The organism is Maribacter caenipelagi (genome assembly GCF_004364175.1).
Lineage (GTDB): Bacteria > Bacteroidota > Bacteroidia > Flavobacteriales > Flavobacteriaceae > Maribacter > Maribacter caenipelagi.
The window spans coordinates 43,843-68,023 of the sequence record NZ_SNZW01000001.1 but is presented as its reverse complement, the minus strand read 5'-3'; the positions used below and the strand labels follow the sequence as shown (position 1 = coordinate 68,023).

Genomic DNA, 24,181 nt, shown 5'->3' with positions numbered 1-24,181 from the left:
AATATTAAATTTGTTCAACTTAAATTTAATTAGGTTAAACACAAAATATAATTTATGTCCCCGTATAAAAATTTAGAAGAATATAATCTTGAAATTACCGATGAAGTTAAAAGCAGATATTCATCTATTATCGATGAAATTGGTGAAGATGTAGAAAGGGAAGGTTTAGTCAAAACACCTGAACGTGCAGCAAAAGCGATGTTGTTTTTAACACAAGGGTATCAGCAAGATGCTGTAGAGATTTTAAAAGGGGCAATGTTCAAAGAAGATTACGATGATATGGTAATCATAAAAGATATAGAATTATACTCATTATGTGAACACCATATGTTGCCATTTTTTGGTAAAGCACATATAGCCTATATACCTAATGGTCATATTGTTGGTCTAAGTAAAATACCAAGAGTAGTGGATGTTTTCGCTAGAAGATTGCAGGTGCAAGAAAGGCTAACACATGACATTTTAGAGTGTATTAACAATACACTGAAACCTAAAGGGGTGGCTGTTGTTATTGAGGCTTCGCACATGTGCATGATGATGCGCGGTGTTCAAAAACAAAACTCGGTAACTACAACCTCTGGATTTAGAGGACAGTTTGAAAAAATTGAGACTAGAAACGAGTTCTTGAAATTAATCAGTGCAAAACTTTCTTAATAGCTTCTAAATCCTCTTTTGTTTTTTCAAAAATTTGGCATCTTTGTTGCATTCTTAAGTTAGAATAACTAATTTTTCAATATGTCAATTTTAAAAGATAAAAAATATAAGCAACTATTTATGGGGTTGCTTTTTGACGGCATAGGCATGCTGTCATTCGTTATACCATTTGTAGGTGAATTTTCAGATATAGTATGGGCACCCTTGTCCGCTTGGCTAATGACCCGAATGTATAAAGGTAAGGTAGGACAAGCTGCAGGAGCATTTACTTTCTTAGAAGAGATTATACCAGGGTTTGATATTATACCATCTTTTACATTAATGTGGTTGTATACCTACGTTTTTAAAGGTGCTAAAAAAGGGCAAACAATAGAAGTGTAAATCTTACTTTTAGTTTTATTAAATATCTTAACTTTAGCTCAAATCACGTGAGTTTTGAAGAGAAGAAGTTTTGTCGCAAAATCTAGTTTAGGTGGCTTAGCAACCTTGCTAGGTGTAGATATAGTTTATAAAAATGTAATGCCAGAGGGCTATACTCCATTAGCCTTACAAGATTTAGATCCTTTTAAATTATTCAATAAAGACAAGGGGATGGTCGTTTTGAACGACAAACCTTGGAATATTGAGGCTCAAGCTCATCTCCTAGATGATAAAGTAACACCGAACAAATCTATATTTATTAGAAATAACGGACTCATTCCTGAGGATATCGATGTAGAAAAATGGACACTTACCATTGATGGCGAATCGGTAAAACAGGAAAAAACCTATTCACTTGTCGAGCTCAAATCCAAATTTGAACATCACACCTATAAATTAACTCTTGAATGCGGTGGTAATGGTAGAAGTGAATTTGATCCCCCTGCGAAGGGTAATCAATGGACAATTGGAGCGGTATATTGTGCAAGTTGGACGGGTATTAGGTTACGCGATGTTTTAGAAGATGTAGGTATAAAAGACGATGCTGTATATTTTGGTTATCATGCTGCAGATGTACATTTAAGTAGAGACCCTAGTAAAGAGCCTATTTCTAGAGGTGCGCCAATGTCTAAAGCAATGCAAGACGAAACCATTTTAGCATTTAAAATGAATGGAGAAGATATTCCTTTAGCGCATGGTTATCCTTTAAGGGTGATTGCTGGTGGATGGCCTGCTTCCGTTTCTGGAAAATGGTTGCAACGAATCAGTATAAGAAATATTGTTCATGATGGCACCAAAATGACAGGTACAGCCTATAGAGTACCTTGTAAACCGGTTGCGCCTGGTGAGAAAGTGGCAGATAAAGATATGTGTATTATAGAATCTATGCCAGTCAAGTCTTTAATTACTTACCCTAAATCTGGGGCAACGTTGTCCAAAAGTAAGAAGTTGAATATTAGAGGTCATGCGTGGGCAGGTGAACTTGAAGTTGCGAAAATGGAATATTCTATAGATTTTGGTGCTACCTGGTCATCTTGTAATTTAGAAAAACCTGCTAACCGTTTAGCTTGGCAGCATTTTTCTGCAGAAATCTCATTTCCTCAAGAAGGGTATTATGAAGTTTGGGCAAGAGCTACCGATTCAAACGGTGTAAGCCAACCTATGTTGCTGCCTGGTTGGAATCCAAAAGGTTATTTGAACAATGCTTGTCATAGAATAGCTGTAAAAATCGCATAGATGAAAAAGCAAAATCATGACAAATTAAAAAACGATTTTAAAGAATTATATAAAAAATTCATACTTGCTAGCATAGTTATAGCAATTGTGGGTATTGGGTTACTTTATTTTATTTTCGATTTTAGTCTATCTATTTTTAATTCAAACGAACCAGAAACAGAAATTGTTGAAATACCTGTTGAAATACCTGTTGAAGATGACTTTGATAAGATAGAAAATGGAATTCATATTAAAACAGGTTTTATTGAAGCACCTGGTATGATGGAGACTATTCAAAATTGTACCAACTGTCACTCATCTAAACTTGTTATTCAGAATAGAATGAATGCAGAACGATGGAAATCGACTATTAAATGGATGCAAGAAACCCAAAACTTGTGGGATTTGGGAGCGAATGAAACCGTTATTATTAAATATTTAGTAACAAATTATCCGCCAAAAAAAGTGGGTAGGAGAGCGGTACTCAAAGATATTGAGTGGTATCGATTAGAAGAGTAATATAAAAAAAGAGCTTGATAAACTAAATACAGTATCAAGCTCTTAATTTATTTGTAATATGATTATAGAGGTATGCTTATACCTAAATTAATGTTTCTTCCAATATTTGATATACCGTCTGTTTTAAGTCTAGATAGGTGCGAAATATATTTTTTATCTAAGATGTTATTTGCACTAAGCTTAAACTCAATAGGCTGATTTGAAATAGTTATGGTAGCTCCAAATCCTAAATTTAAAAGGGAATAACCATCTGAGGAAGTTTCAAAATCACTTACTTTATTCTGTTCGAAATAAGATTTTAAGGTTATAAATCCGTATCCGTTGTTAAAGCTATGACTGATTTTATTAAATTCTAATCGTAAGGTATTTGCCCAATTGTTAGCAGGTATTAGTGGAAGATTACCATTGCTCTTTAGTTTTCCGGTAACGGTCGAGAAGTTACTTTCCATATGTAACCAATCTAATGGGTGTGGGTGATAATGTATACCTGCTTCACCACCAAACAGATTAGCGTCTTGTTGTTGATATAGAAAAACAGCATCACCTTCTAAAGTAGTTCCATTTGGTTCTAAATAAATATAGTCTGAAATGGAATTATAAAATCCGTTGACATAAAATTCAAAATGCTCATTTGAGAATTCAAAAGACAAATCGGTCTGAATATTTCTCTCATTATTTAAATTGGCATTACCTATTTCAAATCTATTTGTTCCTTCGTGTGCACCGTTAGAAGTTAATTCGGCTAGGTTAGGGGCTCTAAATCCAGAGGCAATATTTATACGGGTAATAAAGTTTTTTGACACATTTAACTTGTATCCCGCAGCAATATTAAAGCTATTGAAATTTCTGTCTACTGTTTCTATATACCCTTCTTCACCCACAGTGCCAGACGCTTCTGCTTGAATACTTCTTCTGTCGTAACGTACACCGAGCTGGAAATCACTTTTGTTTAGATGAATATGAGAAGTAGCTAAAAGACCAATATCATTTGTAGTAGCATCTGGTATTAATAGTTCTTCACCGAAGTTACTATTTTTCTGGTTCATACCTTGAAGACCTACTATAGTCTCTACTGCACCTACTTTTGGTAAATTGTATTGTAGATTATAACTTAAGGTTTCAAGTTTCATATCTAAAGCAGCACCTTCTTCTTCATTTTCCTCATCCTCATGTTCATCTTCACCCTCTTCATGTTCTTCTTCGTGATGATGATCTTCAAATTCTTTTCTGTCATTTCGTGTATACCCAATTATAGCTTGAAGACTAGAGTTGTTAAAGTAGAAATTGGATTTAGAACTTATAATATGGCTGGTAATGTCTTGAAACGGTTCAACAGCAGTTCGACTGGTGCTTTGTTCGCCAATTTCTTCTGGTATACCTAATTCAGAATTATTGTAATTGTATCGTAACTCGGTTTTAAAATGCGCTAATTGATATGCCAAACCTGTTTTTAAATCTTTTTCATTGAATCTGGAATTGGTAACTCTCTGATTGTTGCCAGTTTTGTAATCAACATGAGAACTGCCACCTGTACGAAGTAGAAATTTTAGCTTTTCTGAAGAAGCCTTAAATCCGGCATTACCATTATAGCCTTGAGTATTGGTAAAGTAATTTAAATTAACATCACCTTCCACTTCATTAGAATTTGCAAACTTTTCAGGATTTAAATATAAAACTCCACCGAGTGCATCTGAACCGTATAATAAAGAGGCTGGACCTTTTATAACCTCTACACTTTCGATACCGGCATCACTAATTCCTAAACCATGTTCATCACCAAATTGCTGATTTTCTAAACGAATACCTTGCGTATACGTTAGTACTCTATTAGAACTTAAACCTCTAATAACGGGTTTTCCGATTCCAACCCCTGTAGATACACTTTCTACACCAGGTATAATCGTAATACCTTCAGAGAGATTTATGGCACCAGAAGATTTTAAATCTTTAATGCTGGTTCTTTCAACTTTCATAACATTTTCACGTTGAAGTTTGTGAAATGGTGTAGAAACAATTACCTCTTCCATTTCTATAGCACTTGGAGCCAAATTGAGAGATAGTTGGGTGTTATTTTCATTAATTTCAACCGTTTGAGAATAAGTTTGAAAGCCTATATATGAAATAACAATCTTAAACTTACCCAAAGGTAAATTGTTGATTTCATAATAACCATCAGCATTTGTAACTGTCCCTTTTTCTAATTGAGGAAAATAAATGGCGACCTGTTCTAATGGTTTTTGGTCATCTTGACTATTAATAGTGCCCTGTAATGTGTTCTGTGCGTATGTAAATTGCACCAACAATGCGAATAGCATTGTTATAGAAATATTTTTCATATAAAATTGTATTAAGATTTTTAGACTTTACCGTGTTTGAAATGAAATCTTAACAAGTAGGTGGTCCTCTTAATACGAAATGAAGTTGCTGATATTTGCTTAGAAAATGGTAATTGTTAATGATAGCCTCTGTAATAGGAGTCAATGCTATAAATTCCGGATAATCAAAATCTGGGTAAAAAAACGAAGCTAAATGATAATGTTCGAAATCGCAATCGAACTCAACAGAATGAATATGTAGTTCTTTAGAAATACAATGAAACTCTTCATGCTCATTCAATGCATGCGAAATCTTCATAAAATAAGGTCCCAACAAGCCTGCCAGTAACAATACGGCAATCATTGGGTAAATTATGTGGTCTTTCACAAAACTCATGATTGCAAATCTAATTAATGCAGGTAGGTAAGGTGTTAAAGAATTATTAAATTAATTAAATAAGAATCCGAGCCCTAATCTTTTAAGCATCTTTTTTTCAAATGCCCAAAAGAATTTGAATTGCCCAAATAACCAGCCATATATTACCAATAGAATTTGATAAAAGGGAAAAATTAATAGAATTCGTAAAATCCAATAGATTGTAGTTCCCCACCATGTTTCTGGAAAATTAGCTTGTTCTAAGCCAATTAAATTTAAAAAAGGTTTAGCCACATATACTGAAGACGATCCGGTAATGGAAAAAACAATAAAAATAATAATTAATTGAAAATTGCTGGTAACTCCCCAGCGCTCTTTTAATTTTTGCATGACAATTTTTGAATGCCGCAAATATACTTTTTAAATACGGGGTACAAAAGGACCTAAACGTTGATTGTATTTTCTTTGAAAATATATGAAGTAATTATAAAGTTTGTAATTAACCTCATACCCGTAATCTATTTGTTGAGAGTAATCTATACGCAGTTCATATAAATTTGGATCGAATCGAGAAGGTTGCATTACTCTGTTGTTCCACTCTACAACCATGATGTAATTTCTATTTTCAAGAAAATTTTGAGAATAATAACCTTCAGGTTTGGCAATTGAACTAAGCCAAGTATTGAAGCCGGGCTCAATAATTATAATTTCGTATGCTGTTTTATCGCTAGAAATTGTAATGGTGTCGCCCGCTACTTGATTAAAAACTTGTTCTTCATTATTTGAAATAGCCAATGATTCTTTTGAGGAGCTACAATTCATCATAAGAAATGAAAAAGCACTTATAATCAGTATGTTTAAAAAAATGGTGTAATCCGCTTTCATAGAATATAAGATACAAAAAAACCCGCTTGCAACTGCAAGCGGGTTATATAAATAGAAATTTAAAAATCTTATTTACCGAAAAGACCTCCTAAAAGACCTCCTAGTCCGCCTTTACTTTTATTGCCACCCATTACCATGCCTGCAACGTCATCAAGAATACTACCATCACCATCTGCATCTAATAAAGAAGTAATTAAACTTTGGTTTTCTTGTGGTTGACCACCAAGCATGCTACCTAAAAGAGCATTCATACCGTTACCGTCACTCACGTTACTTTGTGCAGTTTGCTTTCCTATCATTCCCATAACGATTGGAGCGGCTATTTTTAATATTTGAGCAACAGAACCTGCATCTAAACCAGATTTTTGACTTAAAGCATTCTCTACTTGTGGCTGTTTGTTGCCAAAAACATGACCTAATATACCCGCGCCATCAGCCATTACACTATCGTCTACCCCGCCGCCAAAAAGACCACCTAAGTTGTCTAAAATACTACCATTGTGATTACTAGATAATGCACTCATTAAACCTTGAGCACCTTCTGGAGTAGAAACGTTTTTTTTCATTGCACCAAGTATAAGTGGCATAGCCATACTTAGTACGTTTGCTGTTTTATCTGTGGGTTGATTTGTCTGACCTGCAACACCGCTAATCAATTGTTGCCCCATTGGGCTATTTAATAAATCTAATAATCCTGCCATTGTAATAGTTAATTTAATGTTTATGCCGTAAAATACAAAAAAGAGTCAAGAATATTGCCTTTTAAGCACCTATTTTAATAAGGAAATGATTTGTTCAGCCAATTCAAGTCCGATTCTTTCTTGAGCCTCAAGAGTGGCAGCTCCAATATGTGGTGTTAATGATATGCTAGAATGCATTAATATCTTTATTTCTGGCTTTGGTTCTGACTCGTACACATCTAACCCGGCAAAGGCAACAGATCCATTTTCTAATGCATCAATTAGGGCAACTTCATCTAATACACCTCCTCGTGCCGCATTTACGATGCCTACACCTTTTTTCATCTGAGCAAATTCAGATTTCCCAAGAACATAATTATCTTGACCTGGAATATGCATGGAGATGTAATCTGCTTTTTTAAGTAAATCTTCTTTCTTAGTGTTTTTTAAATTGAAAGTAACTTTCTGACCATCAAAAAAAGAAAGTTCAATATCGGTTGACTCAACTTCTGGATCGCAATACACTACATTCATACCTGCGCCAATAGCAAGTTTAGCAGTTGCTTGACCAATGTTGCCAAAACCGAAAATACCTAAAGTTTTACCTCGTAGTTCGGTACCCTTTGAATACGACTTTTTAAGACCTTTAAAGTTGCTGTCACCTTCTAAAGGCATATTTCTATTTGCATCATATAAAAAACGTGCTCCACCAAAAAGATGTGCAAATACTAACTCTGCAACCGATTCTGAAGATGCCGCAGGTGTGTTTATGATATGAATGTCTTTAGATTTTGCGTAATCAACATCAATATTATCCATACCAACACCGCCTCTGCCTATTAATTTTAGGGTAGGGCAGGCGTCAATTAAATCTTTTCTGACCTTAGTTGCACTGCGTACAAGTAAGGCATCAATTTTATGCTCGTTTATATAATTGGCTAGCTGTTCTTGCGCAACAGTTGTCGTTAAAACTTCAAATCCTGATTTCTCTAAAGCGTCAATACCGTTTTGAGAAATACCGTCATTTGCTAATATCTTCATGTTTTTATTAAAATTTGAATGAGGAAAAAGAATATAAACTGTAAATTTTAATTCTACTAGCTTATCCTTTGCGCTCCATTTCACTCATTACATCTACCAATACACCAACGCTTTCTAGTGAAAGTGCGTTGTACATACTGGCTCTGTAACCACCAACTGAACGGTGCCCGTTTAAGCCATTAATACCAGCTTCTTTTAACATGTTATCAAATGTTGTTTTCAAAACTTCATCTGTAATGTTAAAAGTTGCATTCATTAACGATCTATCTTCAATATTTGCATAACCTTCAAATACTGGATTTAAATCTATTTCAGAATATAACAATCTTGCTTTTTTCTCATTTACTTCTTCAATGGCAGCAATACCCCCAAGGTTTTTAAGCCATTCTAACGTTAGCATAGAAGTATAAACAGCAAATACGGACGGAGTATTGAACATACTATCTTTGGCAATATGCGTTTGATAATTAAGCATAGAAGGAATTTTTCTAGATACTTTTCCTAAAATATCATCTTTGACAATTACCAAAGTTGTACCTGCAGGACCCATATTTTTCTGTGCTCCAGCATATATTAGATCAAACTGAGAAAAATCCATAGTTCTAGAGAAAATATCAGAACTCATGTCGCAAATTAATGGACAATCGGTTTTTGGAAATTTCTTAAACTGCGTTCCGTATATGGTATTGTTTGAAGTAATATGTAAGTAATCTAACCCAGATGGTACTGAATAACCTTTTGGAATATATTTAAAGTTTTCATCTTTAGAAGAACCAACTTCAACAACTTCTCCGAAAAGTTGAGCTTCTTTAATTGCTTTGTCGCTCCAAGTACCTGTATTTAAGTAACCAGCTTTGGTTTCCAACAAATTATATGCAACCATCAAAAACTCTAAGCTTGCACCACCTTGAAGAAAAAGTGCAGTATAGCCTTTATCTTTTAAGTCAAGAAGCTCTAGTGCCAATGATCTTGCGTTTTCCATTACGGCAACAAAATCTTTACTTCTGTGCGAAATTTCAATAAGAGAAAGTCCCGAACCGTTGAAGTCCATAACTGCTTCAGAAGCTTTTAACAATACTTCTTTTGGTAATATACAAGGACCAGCGCTAAAATTATGTTTTTTCATTTTGTGTGTAATTTAAGGATGCAAATGTCAGGATTTTTTAAGAATTTATGGGTAGTATGCCTATTTAATTCAAGGATGTTCTCAACAAGAAATCAACCGTATCTATACCATCTGCATAATCGTTTAACGAAGGCTTTTGTGTTTGTCCAAATGATATCTCATCTTCTATGAAGCCAGATGAGACTATACATTGAATTTTATCTTCCTCGTTATGTAAATATTTTTTTAAAGCAGGAATATCTTCATAATACTCATAAAACAAAGACGCAATAGGGGATCCAAAGCTTTTTTCTTCTTTTAAAATCAAGAATCCATTATCTAAAATTTTGAATTCGCTCATCAAATAAACTGCCTTATTGTAATCATAATTGTTTGCGTATTTATTATGATTTATGATATCTTTATATGGAAACATGGCTTTGAAAAATGTATCAATGTTGTAATCTTTCGGAATATAGATTTTAGATACACTTCTGCAGCCTAGTCCAAAATACCTAAAAATATCTTCGCCAAGAGCAGTTAATTCTTCAGTAGTTTCATTGCCAGTTAATACGGCAACCGAATTTCTGTTTTTACGAATAATGTTCGGTTTTTTACCAAAATAATATTCAAAGTATCTGGCGGTATTGTTGCTGCCAGTTGCAATTACTGCATCGTAGTTTTCAAGCTTTTCTTTTGTAAACGTAACCCTATCTTTAAAAAAGGGTTCAATTTCTACAAGATAATCAATAAGCAAGGGAATCAGCTTTTGATCATTACTAGATAACTTTACTAAAGCTTTGTTGCCTGTAACCAAAACGCAAAGAAGATCGTGAAACCCAACTAAAGGAATATTACCAGCCATTATCAGTGCTACTGTCTTTTCTTCATTAGAATTAATATCATATTCATTTAACCAATTTTCTAACTTATTTTGGGTTAATACATTTGACCATTCTTGAAAAGCATGAACACAATTTTCTTCTGAAAACCAACCATTAAAATGTTGAGCCCTTTCGGCTTCAGTTTTAAAACGTTCGATCCATTTGTCATTTAAATGTTTAGAAATGGTGTTTGATGCGACTAATTCACAAAATGTACTTAGAAAATTTCCAAGTTTAACAAAAGCTTCTATACTAAGGTTGCTATGGGTCATTATATTTGTATACTAATTCAGTAGGAATTACCTTTGTGCAAAAATAAGCATGCCCGTTCTTTTTTGGGCATTTTAATGTAGAAGAAATTATGGCAATAATAATAACAGACGAATGTATAAATTGTGGGGCTTGTGAACCAGAATGTCCGAACACTGCAATTTATGAAGGTGCAGATGAATGGCGTTATAGTGATGGTACCTCTTTAAAAGGTGATATCGTATTGCCTGATGGTAAAGAAGTTAATGCCGATGAAGTTCAAGAGCCTATAAGTGATGAAGTTTATTACATCTCTCCAGATAAATGTACCGAATGTATGGGGTTTCATGAAGAGCCGCAATGTGCTGCTGTTTGTCCTGTAGATTGTTGTGTGCCCGATGATGACCATGTAGAAACTGAAGAAGTGCTTTTGGCGAAGCAACGTTTTATGCACCCTGAATAGAGACTTTTTTCGCTATTTTTCTGCAGACATATACTTTAGTGTTGAAAGCATATGTTTTTCTGTCTATGGTATGTAGTAGTTCGAAATTGGATAATAATAAATTTGTATGAATTTCTTTATCTGTGAAGGTTCTAAATATAGCTGAATCTTCACCTATTAGATTTCTGTCGGTTTTGTTCGTATCGTAATATTTTGATTTCCAAAAAACTAAATGACTTTTAGTCGATTCTTGTTTTTGCCATGTAGAATCTCTTTCAAAGGTTTTATTATTGACGTTAGAATAATGAGTGATGTTTTTATTTTTTAATATGTATGGCATAAAATGCTCTGCATCTATACAGTCAAAAATAAATATTCCATTCCCTTGCAAAGCTTTGTACACAGAATTGAAGGTATTTCGTATATCTGTATCTTCAATTAAGTAGCTTGTCGATCGCCCTGTAATAAGAATTGTACTAAACTGAGAGGTGAAATTCAAATTTCTCATATCACCTTGCAAAAAATTTCCTTTTTTAAATTTTGTTTTGGCAATTTCTAACATTGCCTCGCTATAATCTAAACCTGTGTAATTTAAAAAATCGTTCGTGAATGATTCAGATAAGTTACCTGAACCACAGGCAATCTCTAAAATTGAGGTGGTATTATGCGTTTGACATAATTTTTTGTAGAAATCATACTCAGCTTTATAATCTATAAAACCTTGATAAATTTCATCGTATACCCAGGCGAGATTCTTTTCGTATAAGCTGTTCATAATCCAAAAAAAAAGCTACCTAAAAATAGGTAGCTTTTTACAAATAAAACTAAATCAAACTAAAATTTATAATTCAATGATAAATTGAACATTGTACCCAATTGGCTAAAGTGATATCCATCATACGTCATTTGAGAATAACGTTGATTGAAAGTAATCAAGTTAGATTGGTTTTGTGTTTGAGCAGCATCAGCTAAAATAGCGTCACCAGCAGCATTTTTAGACTTGAAACTCCATTCAGGTAAAACATTCAATAAATTATTTATGTTTAATGCTAAAGTTAATTTGTCGGTAGCGCTGAAGTTAATACCTAAGTCAGTAACAATTTTTGGTGTAAACTCAGTAAATAAGTTATTATCCAATCCTTGTTGTTGAAAGGTAGTCTTACCGAAGTACGTGTTATTTAAAGAGAAACCAAATTTGTTAATATCATAGTTTGCTCCTAAAATCCATTTAGTTTCTGGTCTCGAAGTAAAGAATAAAGCTTCTTGAGTTTCGTTCACTACAGACTGACCTGAGTTAGCTACTAATGGCACATCTTTTACAGCTCCATCTCTTTCGTTTTGGATAGTATAATTACCAGATAAATTTAAATCAAGTTTACCTTCACCAATTTCGATTCCTTTATATGCAAGTACGACATCAATACCAGAGGTTTTAGTGTCAATTGCATTCGAAAAGAAACTTACGTCACTTAAATTATTGTTCGTTAATAAAATATCAAGTGGGTTTGCAGCATCACCGCTTGGTCCTATTTCAGATCCTAAAACAATTCTGTCTTTTACAGAAATATTGTAGTAATCAAAAGTATAACTGAATTTGTTGTCAATTTTACCACCAAAACCAATAGTAAAGTTTGTTGATGTTTCAGCATCTAATTGAGGTATACCTAATAATTTAGCTTGCGTAGACACATTGTTTATTAAACCACCAACTTGTATACCTTGACCCGGTACAAAACTATACTGAGCTTTTTGAGTGTAAATTTGGTGCAGGGTAGGAGCTCTGAAACCTGAAGAGATAGAACCTCTTAATGTGAAAGCGTCACTAAATTTATAACGTGAACTGAACTTGTAAACAAAAGCATTACCAAAATCAGAATAATTTTCAGTTCTAATAGTACCGCTTAATAAGAACGCATCAGAAACATCATAATCCAAACTTAGGTATCCACCAATGTTATAACGGTTGAATTTACCAGCATTTTGTGGAGAAGCACCTGCAAATGAATCTGCACCACCACCATCATAAGAAGCTAGTTCTCCTTCGATAACCTCAAAAGTTTCTGTTCTAAACTCAGCACCTAAACCAATACTTACTTTATCAGAAAGTAATCTTGATATATCAATGTTACCTACGTTGTGTGAAAATCTCGTTCCTCCTGGATCGAAAGATTGCTGACTATTTTCTCTATATAATTCAGAACCTTCAGTGATTTCACCATCATCAACAACACCATTTCCATTTGCATCAACCCAAGTTGATGGAGAATAAACAACATTTCTGTTGTGGGTGTTGTTCACTTTATATGTTTGAGTGTTTCCACCAGTTGTAAAACTTCCATCAAGATTCCAATCGTTAATAACTGATTTAAAACCAATTGTTGCGTTGTAATCACTAAGTTCTCCTTCAAATGTTGGGACATAACCATCATAACCTCCAGCTGTGTTTGGATTGTCACCAGGGAAGAAATCAGCTAAATAAGGAAAATCATCTACTGTTCTCCAGTAAGGAGTTCTGTAATTTGCAAAACTATTTACAGCCTTGTAAACATATGCTGCATTTCCATACATAGATGTATTTTCACTTAAGTCATATCCAAGGTTTACCGAGAATTTAGCAGCCGCCGTTTCTGGGGAACCATTGATATTTCCTGCATCTGGTCTTCTAGAAAGAAATTCTTGAACATCTGCAATATCAGCACCGAAATCTGCAGCTTCACCAGCAGCGTTTACAGTACCTGGTCTATTTGCTTGATTAACTTTTGATAAATCAATTGTGTAGTTTATAAAACCTTTGTCCTCACCAATTGATGAACCATTGTTCAAAGCAACACCAAACATTTCGCCATCCCCTTCAGAAGTTATTCCTGTTCTAATAGTTGCAGAACCTTCGTTAGGAGAATCTTTTAAAATGATGTTCATTACACCAGCAATTGCATCTGATCCGTATTGTGCAGAAGCACCATCTCTAAGTATTTCAACTCTTTTGATTGCATCTGTAGGTATTGCAGAAATATCTGCACCTGTCTCACCACGACCTGGAGATGTTTGTGTATATAATAATGCACTTAAGTTCTTACGCTTACCATTAATCAAAATCAACGTTCTAGATGGGCCCATGTTTCTAATTTCATAAGGATCTAGTAAAGAAGTTGCATCGTTTACCGGTGTTTGTACCGTATTAAATGATGGAATTCTATACTGTAAGGCTTTGTCAAAAGTTGCTTGTCCTGTTGAGCTCAAATCTTTGGCACCAATAACATCTACTGGTAAAGGAGTGTCTGCGTTACTTCTAGGAGCGGTACGAGAACCAACAACAATAAATTCATCTAGTTGCATTCCTTCAGTTAACTGAACATTAATCGTATTTTTACCTATTGTTGAAACTTCTTGCGTAGCAAAACCGATATAGCTAAATACTAATTTAGTATCATCAGTAATGTTAATTGAATAGTTACCATCAAAATCAGAAGTAGTACCGTTAGTAGTACCTTTCTCGATAATGTTAACTCCTGCCAATGGCATTCCAGAATCATCAGTTACTGTACCGGTAATAGTGTTTTGAATCTTTTCATTCAAAGTCAAAGCAGTAATACCGTTATTTGAAGAATTTATCTTAAGAACTTTAGCTCTTTCTGGTTTCTTATGATAAACCACATAATATTTGTTACCAAGATATTCAAAATCAAAACTTGTTTTACGTTCTAATTTATTAATAATCTTGTCTAATACTGGGAATTTATATTCCTCAGGATTTAAACTGGTGCTTGAAACCAGTGTAGGGTTGTACGTAAAAAACACTTCGTGTTTTGCACTGATCTCATTTAGAAACTCGCTTAGGGTTACGTTTTCTTTGAGTTCATTAGCTGCCGTTGCACTGGTGATGCTTGAAAAAAGCATTACTGCAAGCAGCAATCTCATTAGTTTGTTCGTTCTCATAAATAAATAGTTTAGTTAATAAATAGGGTTTTCTTGTATGCGTAATATTTTTCCTTTCTTAATAATTCTAGTGCCAGTGGCCTTTTCTATAGCGGCTATACATATTTGCAAATTCTGATTTGGAATTCCACCAGAAATAGGTAAATTCTTTAAATCTTCTGTTTTATACTCCACTTCAAGGCCGTAAGTCGTTTCTAAGTTGAACATTACTTCTTTTAGGGGAATTCCGTTGAAAGCATAGGTGCCACCACGCCATAGGGCATATGGGGTTTCAATATCAACTTTTTTATGGGTCAGTTCTTTGCTTTCGTTTGAAAAGGAAACCATTTCACCGGGTATCATTTTAGTGACTTCTCCGTTCTTAAGTTCTAAGTGTATAGAACCCTCGTCTAGCACAACATTTGTTTTCTGCTTTCTAGTATTTACATGAAATTGTGTACCAAGTACTTCGACTTTTAAGTCTTCTGTAATTACCCAGAATTTTGCATTAGTGCTTGGTATTGATTTAACTTTGAAATATGCTTCTCCTTTTAAATTGATTAGACGCGGATTGTCTTTTTCATACCATATTTCAGAATTTCCATTAAGCACAACAGAGGTGCCATCTGGTAATTGTAAGTCGATTATTTCGCCATAATTCGTTTTGTGTATGGTTGTGGTTTCATTATTTAGAAACGAATAACTTGTCCAGCTTATTAAAATTAGTAATACTGCAGCTGCAGCAGTTAGCAACGAACTATTTACTGTTTGCGTTTTTTTAAGGATTTTCTTTGGTGTGGGTTCTAACTTTATTTTTGGTAAAACTTTAGCTAAGGCTTCATTTACCATTTCATTGCTAGGCTTTTGTTGATTGAAATTGATGCCTATAATAACAGACTTGGCATTTTCTACCGTTTCTATATGTGTAGGATTGTTTTGAATCCAATTATTCCAATAAGCGATATCATTTTTATTTAAGCCTTTCGCCCAATTTTTAAATGATGCATCCGATACGAAGTAATCTAAGTCGAATTTATTATTGTTGTTCATATAGTAGGGTGTTCCATTAATAAGAGGATTAGTTCTTAAAAATATACCCTATTTTTTTAATTTTTTTTCAAAATAGATTTAATCTGTTGATTTTCAGATAGTTTACGAAGTTTGCTCAAGGCTTTTTGTAATGTATTTAAAACACTTTGGTAGTTCATATCCATTACTTCGGCGATATCTGAACTATTCATTCCACTGTAATATTTTAAATAGATAACCTCTTTTTGTCTTGGAGATAGTTGATTGATAAGACTTGCTAGGGTAGAGGTGCAAAGAAATTGAATTTCTTGGTTGATGGATATTTCTTCAGACGAAAACGTAAAATTGGTTTTAATTAGCTGTGCTTCTGAAATAGGAATATTATTTTGATTCTTTTGTAACTGTTTTATTAGTCTTCTTTTAAAAGAAACAAACAGATATGCTTTTAAGCTATTTATGTGGCCTAATTTTTCTCTACTTTCAAATAATTGAATAAAAAAGTTTTGAAGGCAATCTTCTGTAATTTCTGGACTGTTGCTCAACTTTAATCCATACACATGTAATTGCGGATAATACTTTTTAAAAAGCAAGCTGAACCCGTGGGATTCGCCCTTTTTAAAAAAATACCATATAGTCTCATCTGAATGAAGTTCCATAAATTCTTACATGTTCTACAGCCAAAGTAAGAATTATTTCTTAAAATATGTTAAAAAACTATATTTTAACTGTCATCAAGCTAAAAAGTTTGATTTTAATTTAAATTAATTGTATGAAATTTTCATTATAGTTATTGATGGAAAATTGAATGTAAAATCTGTAACTAAAAACTATATTTGCACCCTTGAAATATTCTAAATTATGAAAGCAGGTATTGTAGGATTGCCAAACGTAGGTAAATCAACACTTTTTAATTGTTTATCTAATGCTAAGGCGCAAAGTGCAAATTTTCCTTTTTGTACAATTGAACCTAATATAGGTGTTGTGAATGTGCCAGATGCACGATTAGAAAAATTAGAAGAGTTGGTTGATCCAGAAAGGGTGTTGCCTGCTACTGTTGAGATTGTTGATATTGCCGGTCTTGTGAAAGGTGCTAGTAAAGGAGAAGGATTAGGAAATCAGTTTTTAGGAAATATTCGTGAAACTGATGCTATATTACATGTATTGCGTTGTTTTGATAATGATAACATAGTGCATGTCGACGGTAGTGTAGATCCTATTAGAGATAAAGAAACGATAGACATGGAGCTTCAATTGAAAGATTTGGAGACGGTAGATAAAAAATTAGAAAAAGTAAAGAGAGCTTCTAGAACGGGCAATAAAGATGCTCAAAAAGAAGAAGCTGTTTTACTGGCAGTAAAAACCGGATTAGAATCAGGTACCTCTGTTAGAGCTATCAAAATTGACGATGAATCGAGACTTGAGTTTGTTAAGCCACTTCAATTTATTACAGATAAGCCGGTTATGTATGTTTGTAATGTTGACGAAGATGCAGCTGTCTCTGGTAATGCCTATGTTGAAAAAGTAAAAGAAATGGTAGCTTCTGAAAATGCAGAAGTTATTTTCTTGGCCGTAGGCACCGAAGCTGATATTACGGAGTTGGAAACGTACGAGGAGCGCCAAATGTTTTTAGAAGATTTAGGCTTAGAGGAGCCTGGTTCTGCTAAACTTATTCGTGGAGCTTACAAATTATTAGACCTAGAGACTTACTTTACAGCAGGTGTGAAAGAGGTTCGTGCTTGGACAATTCCTATTGGTGCAACTGCACCACAAGCAGCGGGTGTTATACATACCGATTTTGAAAAGGGTTTCATTAGGGCAGAAGTTATTGCGTATGATGATTATGTTGCTTTTGGTAGCGAATCAAAAGTAAAAGAAGCCGGTAAAATGAGGGTAGAAGGTAAGGAGTACATCGTTAAAGATGGTGATGTAATGCATTTTCGTTTCAACGTTTAATGTTCATATATAGTCAACCGGTCGCGCAGAAGTTTTAACTCTTGCTCTAATCGGTTGACTTTTTTTATCATATGGTTTAAGGTGTCTATGCCTTCCATATTTATACCAAGGTCTTCTCGTAACCTATATATACGTTCTATCTCAACAATGTATTCTGGTTCAACATATATTTTATTTTCAATTTGCCGTACCTCGATCATATCGAACTCTAAAAGATCGTCTATAAATTCTCTAGGAGTTTGTGTTCGTTCGCAGTATACTTCTATTTGTATGTAATTTTCTGAATTCATATTATCGTAATTCTGAAAGTTGTTTGAATAATTCTTTCTCTTTTTCTGAAAGTTGTACAGGCATGGTTACTTTATAGGTGATGTATAAATCTCCATAAGTACCTTTTTTCTTATAAACCGGCATACCTTTTCCTTTTAGTTTTACCTTGGTGTCATTTTGGGTTTCGGGTTTTACCTTTAGCTTCACTTTTCCTGTTAGCGTTTCTACCTCAATTGTACTACCTAAAATGGCATCATATAAAGAGATAGATTCATTTTTATATAAATCATTGCCAACACGCTTAAAATTCGTGTTGTTTAAAATTTCAAAGTTTAGATATAGATCACCTTTAGGTCCGCCATTAACACCATCTCCGCCGTAGCCAGATATTTTTATGGTTTGCCCATCTTCTACACCTGCCGGTATGGTAATTCTAATTTTTTTAGCACCTAGGTCCAATGTTTGTTTTTGGTCTTCTAGAATGTCTAAAAGGTTTAGTTTTAATGTAGCATTTAGGTCTTGCCCTTTAAATTGGGTAGACCTACGACTTCCACCACCGCTAAATCCTTCGCCACCGAACATAGACTCGAAAAAATCTGAAAAATCCTTTTGTGATCCTCCAGTGCTTGAATATGTTCTTCTACCGCCGCGGGTTGAGCTGCGCTGATTTCTTTTGGCTTCTTCAAAAGCATCGGCATGTTCCCAATCCTTACCATACTGGTCGTATTTCTTTCTTTTTTCAGGATCACTTAAAACCTCATTGGCCTCGTTTACACGTTGAAATTTCTCTTGCGCAGTTTTATCATTCGGATTTAGATCTGGATGAAGTTTGCGCGCTAATTTTCGATATGCCTTTTTAATATCGGCTTGTGAAGCTTTCTTGTCAATTTCAAGAATTTTGTAGTAATCAATAAAATCCATAGCTTTTCAAAATCTAACTTAAAGATATAAAAAGGATAAAATTATTTCTATGATACATGTCATCATATAAACAGTCTTTTTTATTAATTTTCTGTACATGAATTTTATTATATTTAAAGAATACCCTTTCGGCTATCAACAAACTGGCGTAGTTTATTGTTAATTACTTTAACAGATAGGTGTTTTATCTTTTGCCGAGTGGTGCTATCTTTAACGCAACTTTCTTAAATTTTTTTAAATGTCCCAAGACACAACTCAATATACTGAAGATAATATACGCTCGCTCGATTGGAAAGAACATATTCGATTACGACCTGGTATGTATATTGGTAAATTGGGTGATGGCTCATCTGCAGATGATGGTATCTATATTCTCTTAAAAGAGGTTATTGATAACTGTATAGATGAATTTGTAATGGGTGCCGGAAAAACCATAGAAATTTCTATTAAAGATAAAGTGGTCAAGGTTAGAGACTACGGTCGTGGTATACCTTTGGGTAAAGTGGTCGATGTAGTTTCTAAAATGAACACAGGTGGTAAGTACGATAGTCGTGCTTTTAAAAAATCTGTAGGGTTGAACGGTGTGGGTACCAAAGCGGTAAATGCATTGTCGAGTTTTTTTGAAGTGCAATCTTCTAGAGAAAATCAATTAAAAACGGCACAGTTTAGTTCTGGTAATTTAGAGAACGAAATTGGTCCTGAGGAAACAGGAAAGAGAAAAGGAACCAAGGTTACCTTTATACCGGATGAGGCCATTTTTAAAAATTATAAATATAGAAATGAGTATGTAGAACGCATGCTTAAGAACTATGTATATCTGAATCCGGGATTGACCATCGTATTTAACGGAGAAAAATTTCATTCTGAAAACGGACTTAAAGATCTTTTAGAGGATAATAATAATGTGGATGATATGCTTTATCCTGTTATTCATTTAAAAGGTGATGATATAGAGGTTGCTATCACGCATAGTAGAACCCAATATAGCGAAGAGTATCACTCTTTCGTAAATGGTCAACATACAACACACGGTGGTACGCATCAAGCTGCTTTTAGAGAGGCTATCGTAAAAACTATTCGTGATTTTTATGGAAAAACATATGATGCATCAGATATTAGAAAGTCTATAATCTCTGCTATCTCTATTAAAGTAATGGAGCCTGTCTTTGAAAGTCAGACGAAAACAAAATTAGGGTCTACCGATATGGGAGGAAATTTTCCAACGGTACGAACTTATATTAATGATTTCGTCGGTAAATATCTAGATAATTACCTTCATAAGAATACTGATACCGCAGAAAAGCTTCAGCGTAAGATTATGATGGCAGAGAAGGAGCGTAAAGAACTTTCTGGTATTCGAAAGTTGGCACGCGACCGAGCTAAGAAAGCTAGTCTTCATAACAAGAAATTACGTGACTGCAGGGTGCATTTAGGCGATATAAAACATGATCGCAGATTAGAGACTTCCTTGTTCATAACTGAGGGGGATTCTGCTTCTGGTTCTATTACCAAATCTAGAGATGTTAATACGCAGGCAGTATTTAGTCTGAAAGGTAAACCGTTGAATTCTTATGGCATGTCTAAAAAGATTGTTTACGAGAACGAAGAATTCAATCTTTTACAGGCAGCATTGAATATAGAGGAGTCTATTGAAGATTTGCGTTACAATAATATCATAATTGCAACTGATGCCGATGTCGATGGAATGCACATTCGTTTACTATTGATTACATTTTTCTTGCAGTTTTTTCCAGAACTAATAAAAGAGAATCATTTGTATATTTTGCAAACTCCATTGTTTAGGGTTAGAAACAAAAAAGAAACAATTTATTGCTACAGTGATGAAGAACGTCAGCATGCAATTAACAAGCTAAGCGGTAAACCTGAGATTACCCGATTTAAAGGATTGGGTGAAATTTCGCCAGATGAGTTTAGACATTTCATCGGCGATGATATTAGGATAGAACCTATTATGCTTGACAAGGCAATGTCCATTGAAGAACTGTTAAGTTTTTACATGGGTAAAAATACACCCGATAGACAAAAATTTATTATCAACAACCTTAAAGTTGAAGTTGATTTAATTGAAGATAAAGTAGTATAAACGAGATTAATACGATTGCTTCTGAATGGAAGAAAATGACGATTTGAACGAAGAAATAAACGAAAACCTTTCCGAAGAGAATAACGACAATACAGATTCTTCTGAAGCATTGACTAGAGTATCTGGTATGTATAAAGATTGGTTCTTAGATTACGCGTCTTATGTAATTTTAGAGCGAGCGGTACCTGCTATTGAAGACGGATTCAAACCTGTGCAGCGACGTATTATGCATTCCTTAAAGGAGCTTGATGATGGTCGTTACAACAAAGTGGCTAACGTCGTAGGTCATACCATGCAGTATCATCCTCATGGTGATGCTAGTATTGCAGATGCTATGGTGCAAATTGGTCAAAAAGACCTTTTGATTGACACTCAGGGTAACTGGGGTAACATTCTAACAGGCGATAGGGCTGCAGCATCAAGATATATTGAAGCCAGACTTTCTAAATTTGCCTTAGAGGTTATTTTTAGTCCAAAAATTACAGAATGGCAAGCTTCTTATGATGGCAGAAAAAAAGAGCCTGTAAACTTACCTGTAAAGTTTCCTTTGCTTTTAGCTCAAGGAGCAGAAGGTATAGCTGTGGGTTTATCTACAAAAGTATTGGCTCATAACTTTATTGAACTTATAGATGCTTCTATTAAACATTTAAAGGGACAACGATTTAAGATCTATCCAGATTTTCCGACAGCTGGTATAATAGATGTTACAAATTATAATGACGGACTCAGAGGAGGTAAAATTAGAGTTCGAGCAAAGATATCTCAATTAGATAAAAATACATTGATAATCAATGAGATACCTTATGGAACTAATACAGGAAGTTTAATTGATTCTATCTTGAAAGCCAATGATAAAGGCAAGATAAAAATCAAAAAAATTGAGGATAATACGGCTGCAGATGTTGAGATTTTAATTCATCTTCCTTCAGGTATTTCTCCAGATAGAACCATCGATGCATTATATGCTTTTACCGCATGTGAATCTTCTATTTCTCCTCTAGGTTGTATTATTGAAGATAATAAGCCTTTGTTTATCGGGGTGACCGAAATGCTAAAAAGATCAACCGATTCCACGGTAGATTTGTTGAAACAAGAGTTAGAAATTCAACTTAAAGAACTTGAAGAGCAATGGCACTTTGCTTCTTTAGAGCGCATATTTATTGAAAATCGAATCTATCGAGATATTGAAGAAGAGGAAACTTGGGAAGGTGTAATTTCTGCTATAGATGCAGGTTTAGCGCCATTTACAAAGCATCTAAAGCGTGCCGTAACTGTAGAAGATATTACTAGGCTTACCGAAATTCGAATTAAAAGAATATCAAAATTCGATTTAGATAAAGCTCAGCAGCATTTAGAGAGTTTGCAAGAGCGTATAGAAGAGGTAAAGCATCATTTGGCTAATCTTATTGAATTTGCCATCAACTACTTCAAGAACCTTAAAGAAACATATGGAAAAGATAGGGGTCGTTTAACTGAAATTCGAGTTTTTGATGATATAGAAGCTACCAAGGTTGCTATCAGGAACACTAAGCTTTATGTAAATAGAGAAGAGGGTTTTGTCGGTACATCTTTAAAGAAAGATGAATATGTTACCGATTGTAGTGATATCGATGATATTATTATGATTACCAACGAAGGTAAGATGATGGTCTCAAAAGTTGATTCTAAAATATTTGTGGGTAAAGGTATTATTCATGTTGCCGTATTTAAGAAAAAAGATAAACGAACTACCTATAACCTTGTATATAAAGACGGCAAAGGTGGTGCTACATATATAAAACGCTTTAATGTTACCAGTATTACCAGAGATAGAGAGTACGATTTAACTACGGGCAAAGCTGGTTCTCAGGTGTTATATTTTTCTGCTAATCCGAATGGAGAAGCCGAAGTAATAACGGTTTTACTCCGCCAGGTGGGCAGTGTTAAGAAATTAAAATGGGATATTGATTTTTCTGATGTCTTGATTAAAGGAAGAGCTTCGAAAGGTAATATTGTAACGAAGTATTCTGTTAAGCGAATTGAGTTAAAAGAAAAAGGAGTATCTACATTAAAACCAAGAAAAATCTGGTTTGATGATGTCGTGCGTAGATTAAATGTTGATGGCAGGGGAGAATTGCTAGGGGAATTCAAAGGCGAAGACTTAATATTGGTTATTAATCAGAAAGGTATAGCAAAAACCTTTTTACCTGTGCTGACTTCTCATTTCGATGATGATATGATTGTATTGGAGAAGTGGATACCAAAAAAACCGATTTCTGCTATTTATTGGGAGGGTGAAAAAGAACGTTTTTATATTAAAAGATTTTTAATTGAAAGTGAAAATAAAGAAGAATTATTTATTTCAGAGCATCCAAAATCATATCTAGAGCTTGTTTCTACGGACTGGAAACCAATGGTTGAAATTGAATTTCCGAAGCCAAGGGGTAAAGCAGCTAAGGATAATGAATCTGTTGATGTTGAAGATTTTATATCGATTAAGGGTATTAAAGCTTTAGGTAATCAATTTATTACCGAAAAGGTTAAAAACATCAATCTTCTTGATCCATTGCCTTATGAACCAGAGGTTCCTGAAGAAGTTGAAAATATTGAAGTTGTAGATGAAGAATCTGTAACATCTGGTGGCGATGTAGTAAAGCCTAAGGGTGAAAAAGGTGCATCTGGAGATGAACCATCATTGTTTGATTAGTCAGAATTATGAGAAAATTTTACGAAGAGTTCAAGAACTTTGCCATTAAAGGTAATATGATAGACTTAGCTGTCGGTATTATCATAGGTACTGCATTTAATAAGGTAGTGAGCACTATTGTTTCTGCTGTTATTATGCCCCCACTTTCCTTATTGACCGACGATGTTAATCTTTCAAATAAAAAGTGGGTACTTAGAGAGGCGGCAGATTCGGTAGAAGAAGTTGCAATAGGATATGGCGAACTTATTGAATCGCTTTTAGATTTTGGAATAATAGCCTTTACCATATTTGTTATGGTGAAATTTATAAACAGGTTTAAAGAGAAATCTGAAGATCCGGCAAATAAAGAAGTTGAAACTCCAAAAAATATAGCCTTACTATCTAGTATGGAGCAGCTATTGAAGGAGCAAAACGCCATACTTAAAAATAAAAAGTGATTAATCTGTTTAATTATTGAGAAGTCTTATCACGAGATAGAATGTTAAGATTAGACAAATGAAAAGAATAATTGCTTTTAT

The 24,181-nt window shown here is 34.1% G+C and carries 23 protein-coding genes; 9 read left to right on the top strand and 14 right to left on the bottom strand.

All coding sequences use genetic code 11. The features are described 5' to 3' along the window. Positions 1–54 precede the first annotated feature (54 nt). From folE to DFQ03_RS00335, 4 genes are all read left to right on the top strand, one after another. The gene (gene folE / locus DFQ03_RS00350) at positions 55–654 is read left to right on the top strand and encodes a GTP cyclohydrolase I FolE (protein ID WP_133671057.1); all 600 of its coding nucleotides are present in this window, start codon (positions 55–57) and stop codon (positions 652–654) included. Positions 655–735: 81 nt separating this feature from the next. After that, positions 736–1,035, top strand: a complete 300-nt coding sequence (locus DFQ03_RS00345) for a hypothetical protein (protein WP_133671056.1) — start codon at positions 736–738, stop codon at positions 1,033–1,035. Positions 1,036–1,089: 54 nt separating this feature from the next. Further along, complete coding sequence (locus tag DFQ03_RS00340) at positions 1,090–2,310, top strand: sulfite oxidase (RefSeq protein WP_133671055.1); 1,221 nt, start codon at positions 1,090–1,092, stop codon at positions 2,308–2,310. Continuing rightward, on the top strand, positions 2,311–2,808 hold the full coding sequence (locus tag DFQ03_RS00335; protein ID WP_133671054.1) for a monoheme cytochrome C: 498 nt from the start codon (positions 2,311–2,313) through the stop codon (positions 2,806–2,808). It begins immediately after the preceding gene. Between the two features lie 62 nt (positions 2,809–2,870). Here the strand turns inward: DFQ03_RS00335 and DFQ03_RS00330 are convergent, their stop codons facing one another. From DFQ03_RS00330 to DFQ03_RS00295, 8 genes are all read right to left on the bottom strand, one after another. Then, positions 2,871–5,144: a TonB-dependent receptor gene (locus DFQ03_RS00330; RefSeq protein WP_133671053.1), complete on the bottom strand. Its 2,274-nt coding sequence runs from the start codon at positions 5,142–5,144 to the stop codon at positions 2,871–2,873. A gap of 49 nt (positions 5,145–5,193) precedes the next feature. Then, positions 5,194–5,520 carry a hypothetical protein gene (locus DFQ03_RS00325; protein ID WP_133671052.1) on the bottom strand — a complete coding sequence of 109 codons (327 nt, stop codon included), beginning with the start codon at positions 5,518–5,520 and terminating at the stop codon, positions 5,194–5,196. A gap of 51 nt (positions 5,521–5,571) precedes the next feature. Further along, positions 5,572–5,889 (bottom strand): DUF6787 family protein, encoded by a 318-nt coding sequence (locus tag DFQ03_RS00320; protein ID WP_133671051.1) that lies wholly within the window; start codon positions 5,887–5,889, stop codon positions 5,572–5,574. Between the two features lie 30 nt (positions 5,890–5,919). Beyond that, positions 5,920–6,384: a DUF6146 family protein gene (locus DFQ03_RS00315; RefSeq protein ID WP_133671050.1), complete on the bottom strand. Its 465-nt coding sequence runs from the start codon at positions 6,382–6,384 to the stop codon at positions 5,920–5,922. A 68-nt stretch (positions 6,385–6,452) separates the two neighbouring features. Beyond that, the gene (locus DFQ03_RS00310; protein ID WP_133671049.1) at positions 6,453–7,085 is read right to left on the bottom strand and encodes a DUF937 domain-containing protein; all 633 of its coding nucleotides are present in this window, start codon (positions 7,083–7,085) and stop codon (positions 6,453–6,455) included. A gap of 69 nt (positions 7,086–7,154) precedes the next feature. Next, a complete protein-coding gene (locus DFQ03_RS00305) occupies positions 7,155–8,105 on the bottom strand; it encodes a D-2-hydroxyacid dehydrogenase (RefSeq protein WP_133671048.1) in 951 nt (316 codons plus the stop codon). A gap of 61 nt (positions 8,106–8,166) precedes the next feature. Next, a complete protein-coding gene (serC, locus tag DFQ03_RS00300; RefSeq protein ID WP_133671047.1) occupies positions 8,167–9,231 on the bottom strand; it encodes a 3-phosphoserine/phosphohydroxythreonine transaminase in 1,065 nt (354 codons plus the stop codon). 64 nt (positions 9,232–9,295) lie between these two features. Then, positions 9,296–10,366: an acyl-CoA reductase gene (locus DFQ03_RS00295; protein WP_133671046.1), complete on the bottom strand. Its 1,071-nt coding sequence runs from the start codon at positions 10,364–10,366 to the stop codon at positions 9,296–9,298. 89 nt (positions 10,367–10,455) lie between these two features. Between DFQ03_RS00295 and DFQ03_RS00290 the strand changes: the two genes are divergently transcribed. Beyond that, positions 10,456–10,806, top strand: coding sequence for a 4Fe-4S dicluster domain-containing protein (locus tag DFQ03_RS00290; RefSeq protein ID WP_133671045.1), 351 nt, complete (start codon positions 10,456–10,458; stop codon positions 10,804–10,806). Here DFQ03_RS00290 and DFQ03_RS00285 read toward each other — a convergent pair. Genes DFQ03_RS00285 through DFQ03_RS00270 form a run of 4 tightly spaced genes read right to left on the bottom strand, consistent with a single transcriptional unit; the run spans position 10,790 to position 16,385 of the window. Beyond that, positions 10,790–11,560: a class I SAM-dependent DNA methyltransferase gene (locus tag DFQ03_RS00285; protein ID WP_133671044.1), complete on the bottom strand. Its 771-nt coding sequence runs from the start codon at positions 11,558–11,560 to the stop codon at positions 10,790–10,792. The genes DFQ03_RS00290 and DFQ03_RS00285 overlap by 17 nt on opposite strands. Positions 11,561–11,619: 59 nt before the next feature. After that, positions 11,620–14,721, bottom strand: a complete 3,102-nt coding sequence (locus tag DFQ03_RS00280; protein ID WP_262711546.1) for a TonB-dependent receptor — start codon at positions 14,719–14,721, stop codon at positions 11,620–11,622. 15 nt (positions 14,722–14,736) lie between these two features. Further along, positions 14,737–15,750, bottom strand: coding sequence for a FecR family protein (locus DFQ03_RS00275; RefSeq protein ID WP_133671043.1), 1,014 nt, complete (start codon positions 15,748–15,750; stop codon positions 14,737–14,739). A gap of 56 nt (positions 15,751–15,806) precedes the next feature. Further along, on the bottom strand, positions 15,807–16,385 hold the full coding sequence (locus DFQ03_RS00270) for an RNA polymerase sigma factor (RefSeq protein ID WP_133671042.1): 579 nt from the start codon (positions 16,383–16,385) through the stop codon (positions 15,807–15,809). 202 nt (positions 16,386–16,587) lie between these two features. Here DFQ03_RS00270 and ychF point away from each other — a divergent pair, with 202 nt between their 5' ends. Next, complete coding sequence (ychF, locus tag DFQ03_RS00265; RefSeq protein WP_133671041.1) at positions 16,588–17,682, top strand: redox-regulated ATPase YchF; 1,095 nt, start codon at positions 16,588–16,590, stop codon at positions 17,680–17,682. Here ychF and DFQ03_RS00260 read toward each other — a convergent pair. Next, positions 17,679–17,972 carry a chaperone modulator CbpM gene (locus tag DFQ03_RS00260; protein ID WP_133671040.1) on the bottom strand — a complete coding sequence of 98 codons (294 nt, stop codon included), beginning with the start codon at positions 17,970–17,972 and terminating at the stop codon, positions 17,679–17,681. The genes ychF and DFQ03_RS00260 overlap by 4 nt on opposite strands. Before the next feature lies 1 nt (position 17,973). Beyond that, entirely contained in the window at positions 17,974–18,873 is a 900-nt protein-coding gene (locus DFQ03_RS00255; RefSeq protein ID WP_133671039.1) for a DnaJ C-terminal domain-containing protein, read from the bottom strand. A 238-nt stretch (positions 18,874–19,111) separates the two neighbouring features. On the opposite strand from DFQ03_RS00255, the gene DFQ03_RS00250 reads away from it, so the two are divergent. Genes DFQ03_RS00250 through mscL form a run of 3 tightly spaced genes read left to right on the top strand, consistent with a single transcriptional unit; the run spans position 19,112 to position 24,100 of the window. Beyond that, complete coding sequence (locus tag DFQ03_RS00250; RefSeq protein WP_133671038.1) at positions 19,112–20,977, top strand: DNA topoisomerase IV subunit B; 1,866 nt, start codon at positions 19,112–19,114, stop codon at positions 20,975–20,977. Between the two features lie 25 nt (positions 20,978–21,002). Then, complete coding sequence (locus tag DFQ03_RS00245) at positions 21,003–23,663, top strand: DNA gyrase/topoisomerase IV subunit A (protein WP_133671037.1); 2,661 nt, start codon at positions 21,003–21,005, stop codon at positions 23,661–23,663. 8 nt (positions 23,664–23,671) lie between these two features. Beyond that, positions 23,672–24,100: a large-conductance mechanosensitive channel protein MscL gene (gene mscL, locus DFQ03_RS00240; RefSeq protein ID WP_133671036.1), complete on the top strand. Its 429-nt coding sequence runs from the start codon at positions 23,672–23,674 to the stop codon at positions 24,098–24,100. Positions 24,101–24,181: the final 81 nt, after the last annotated feature.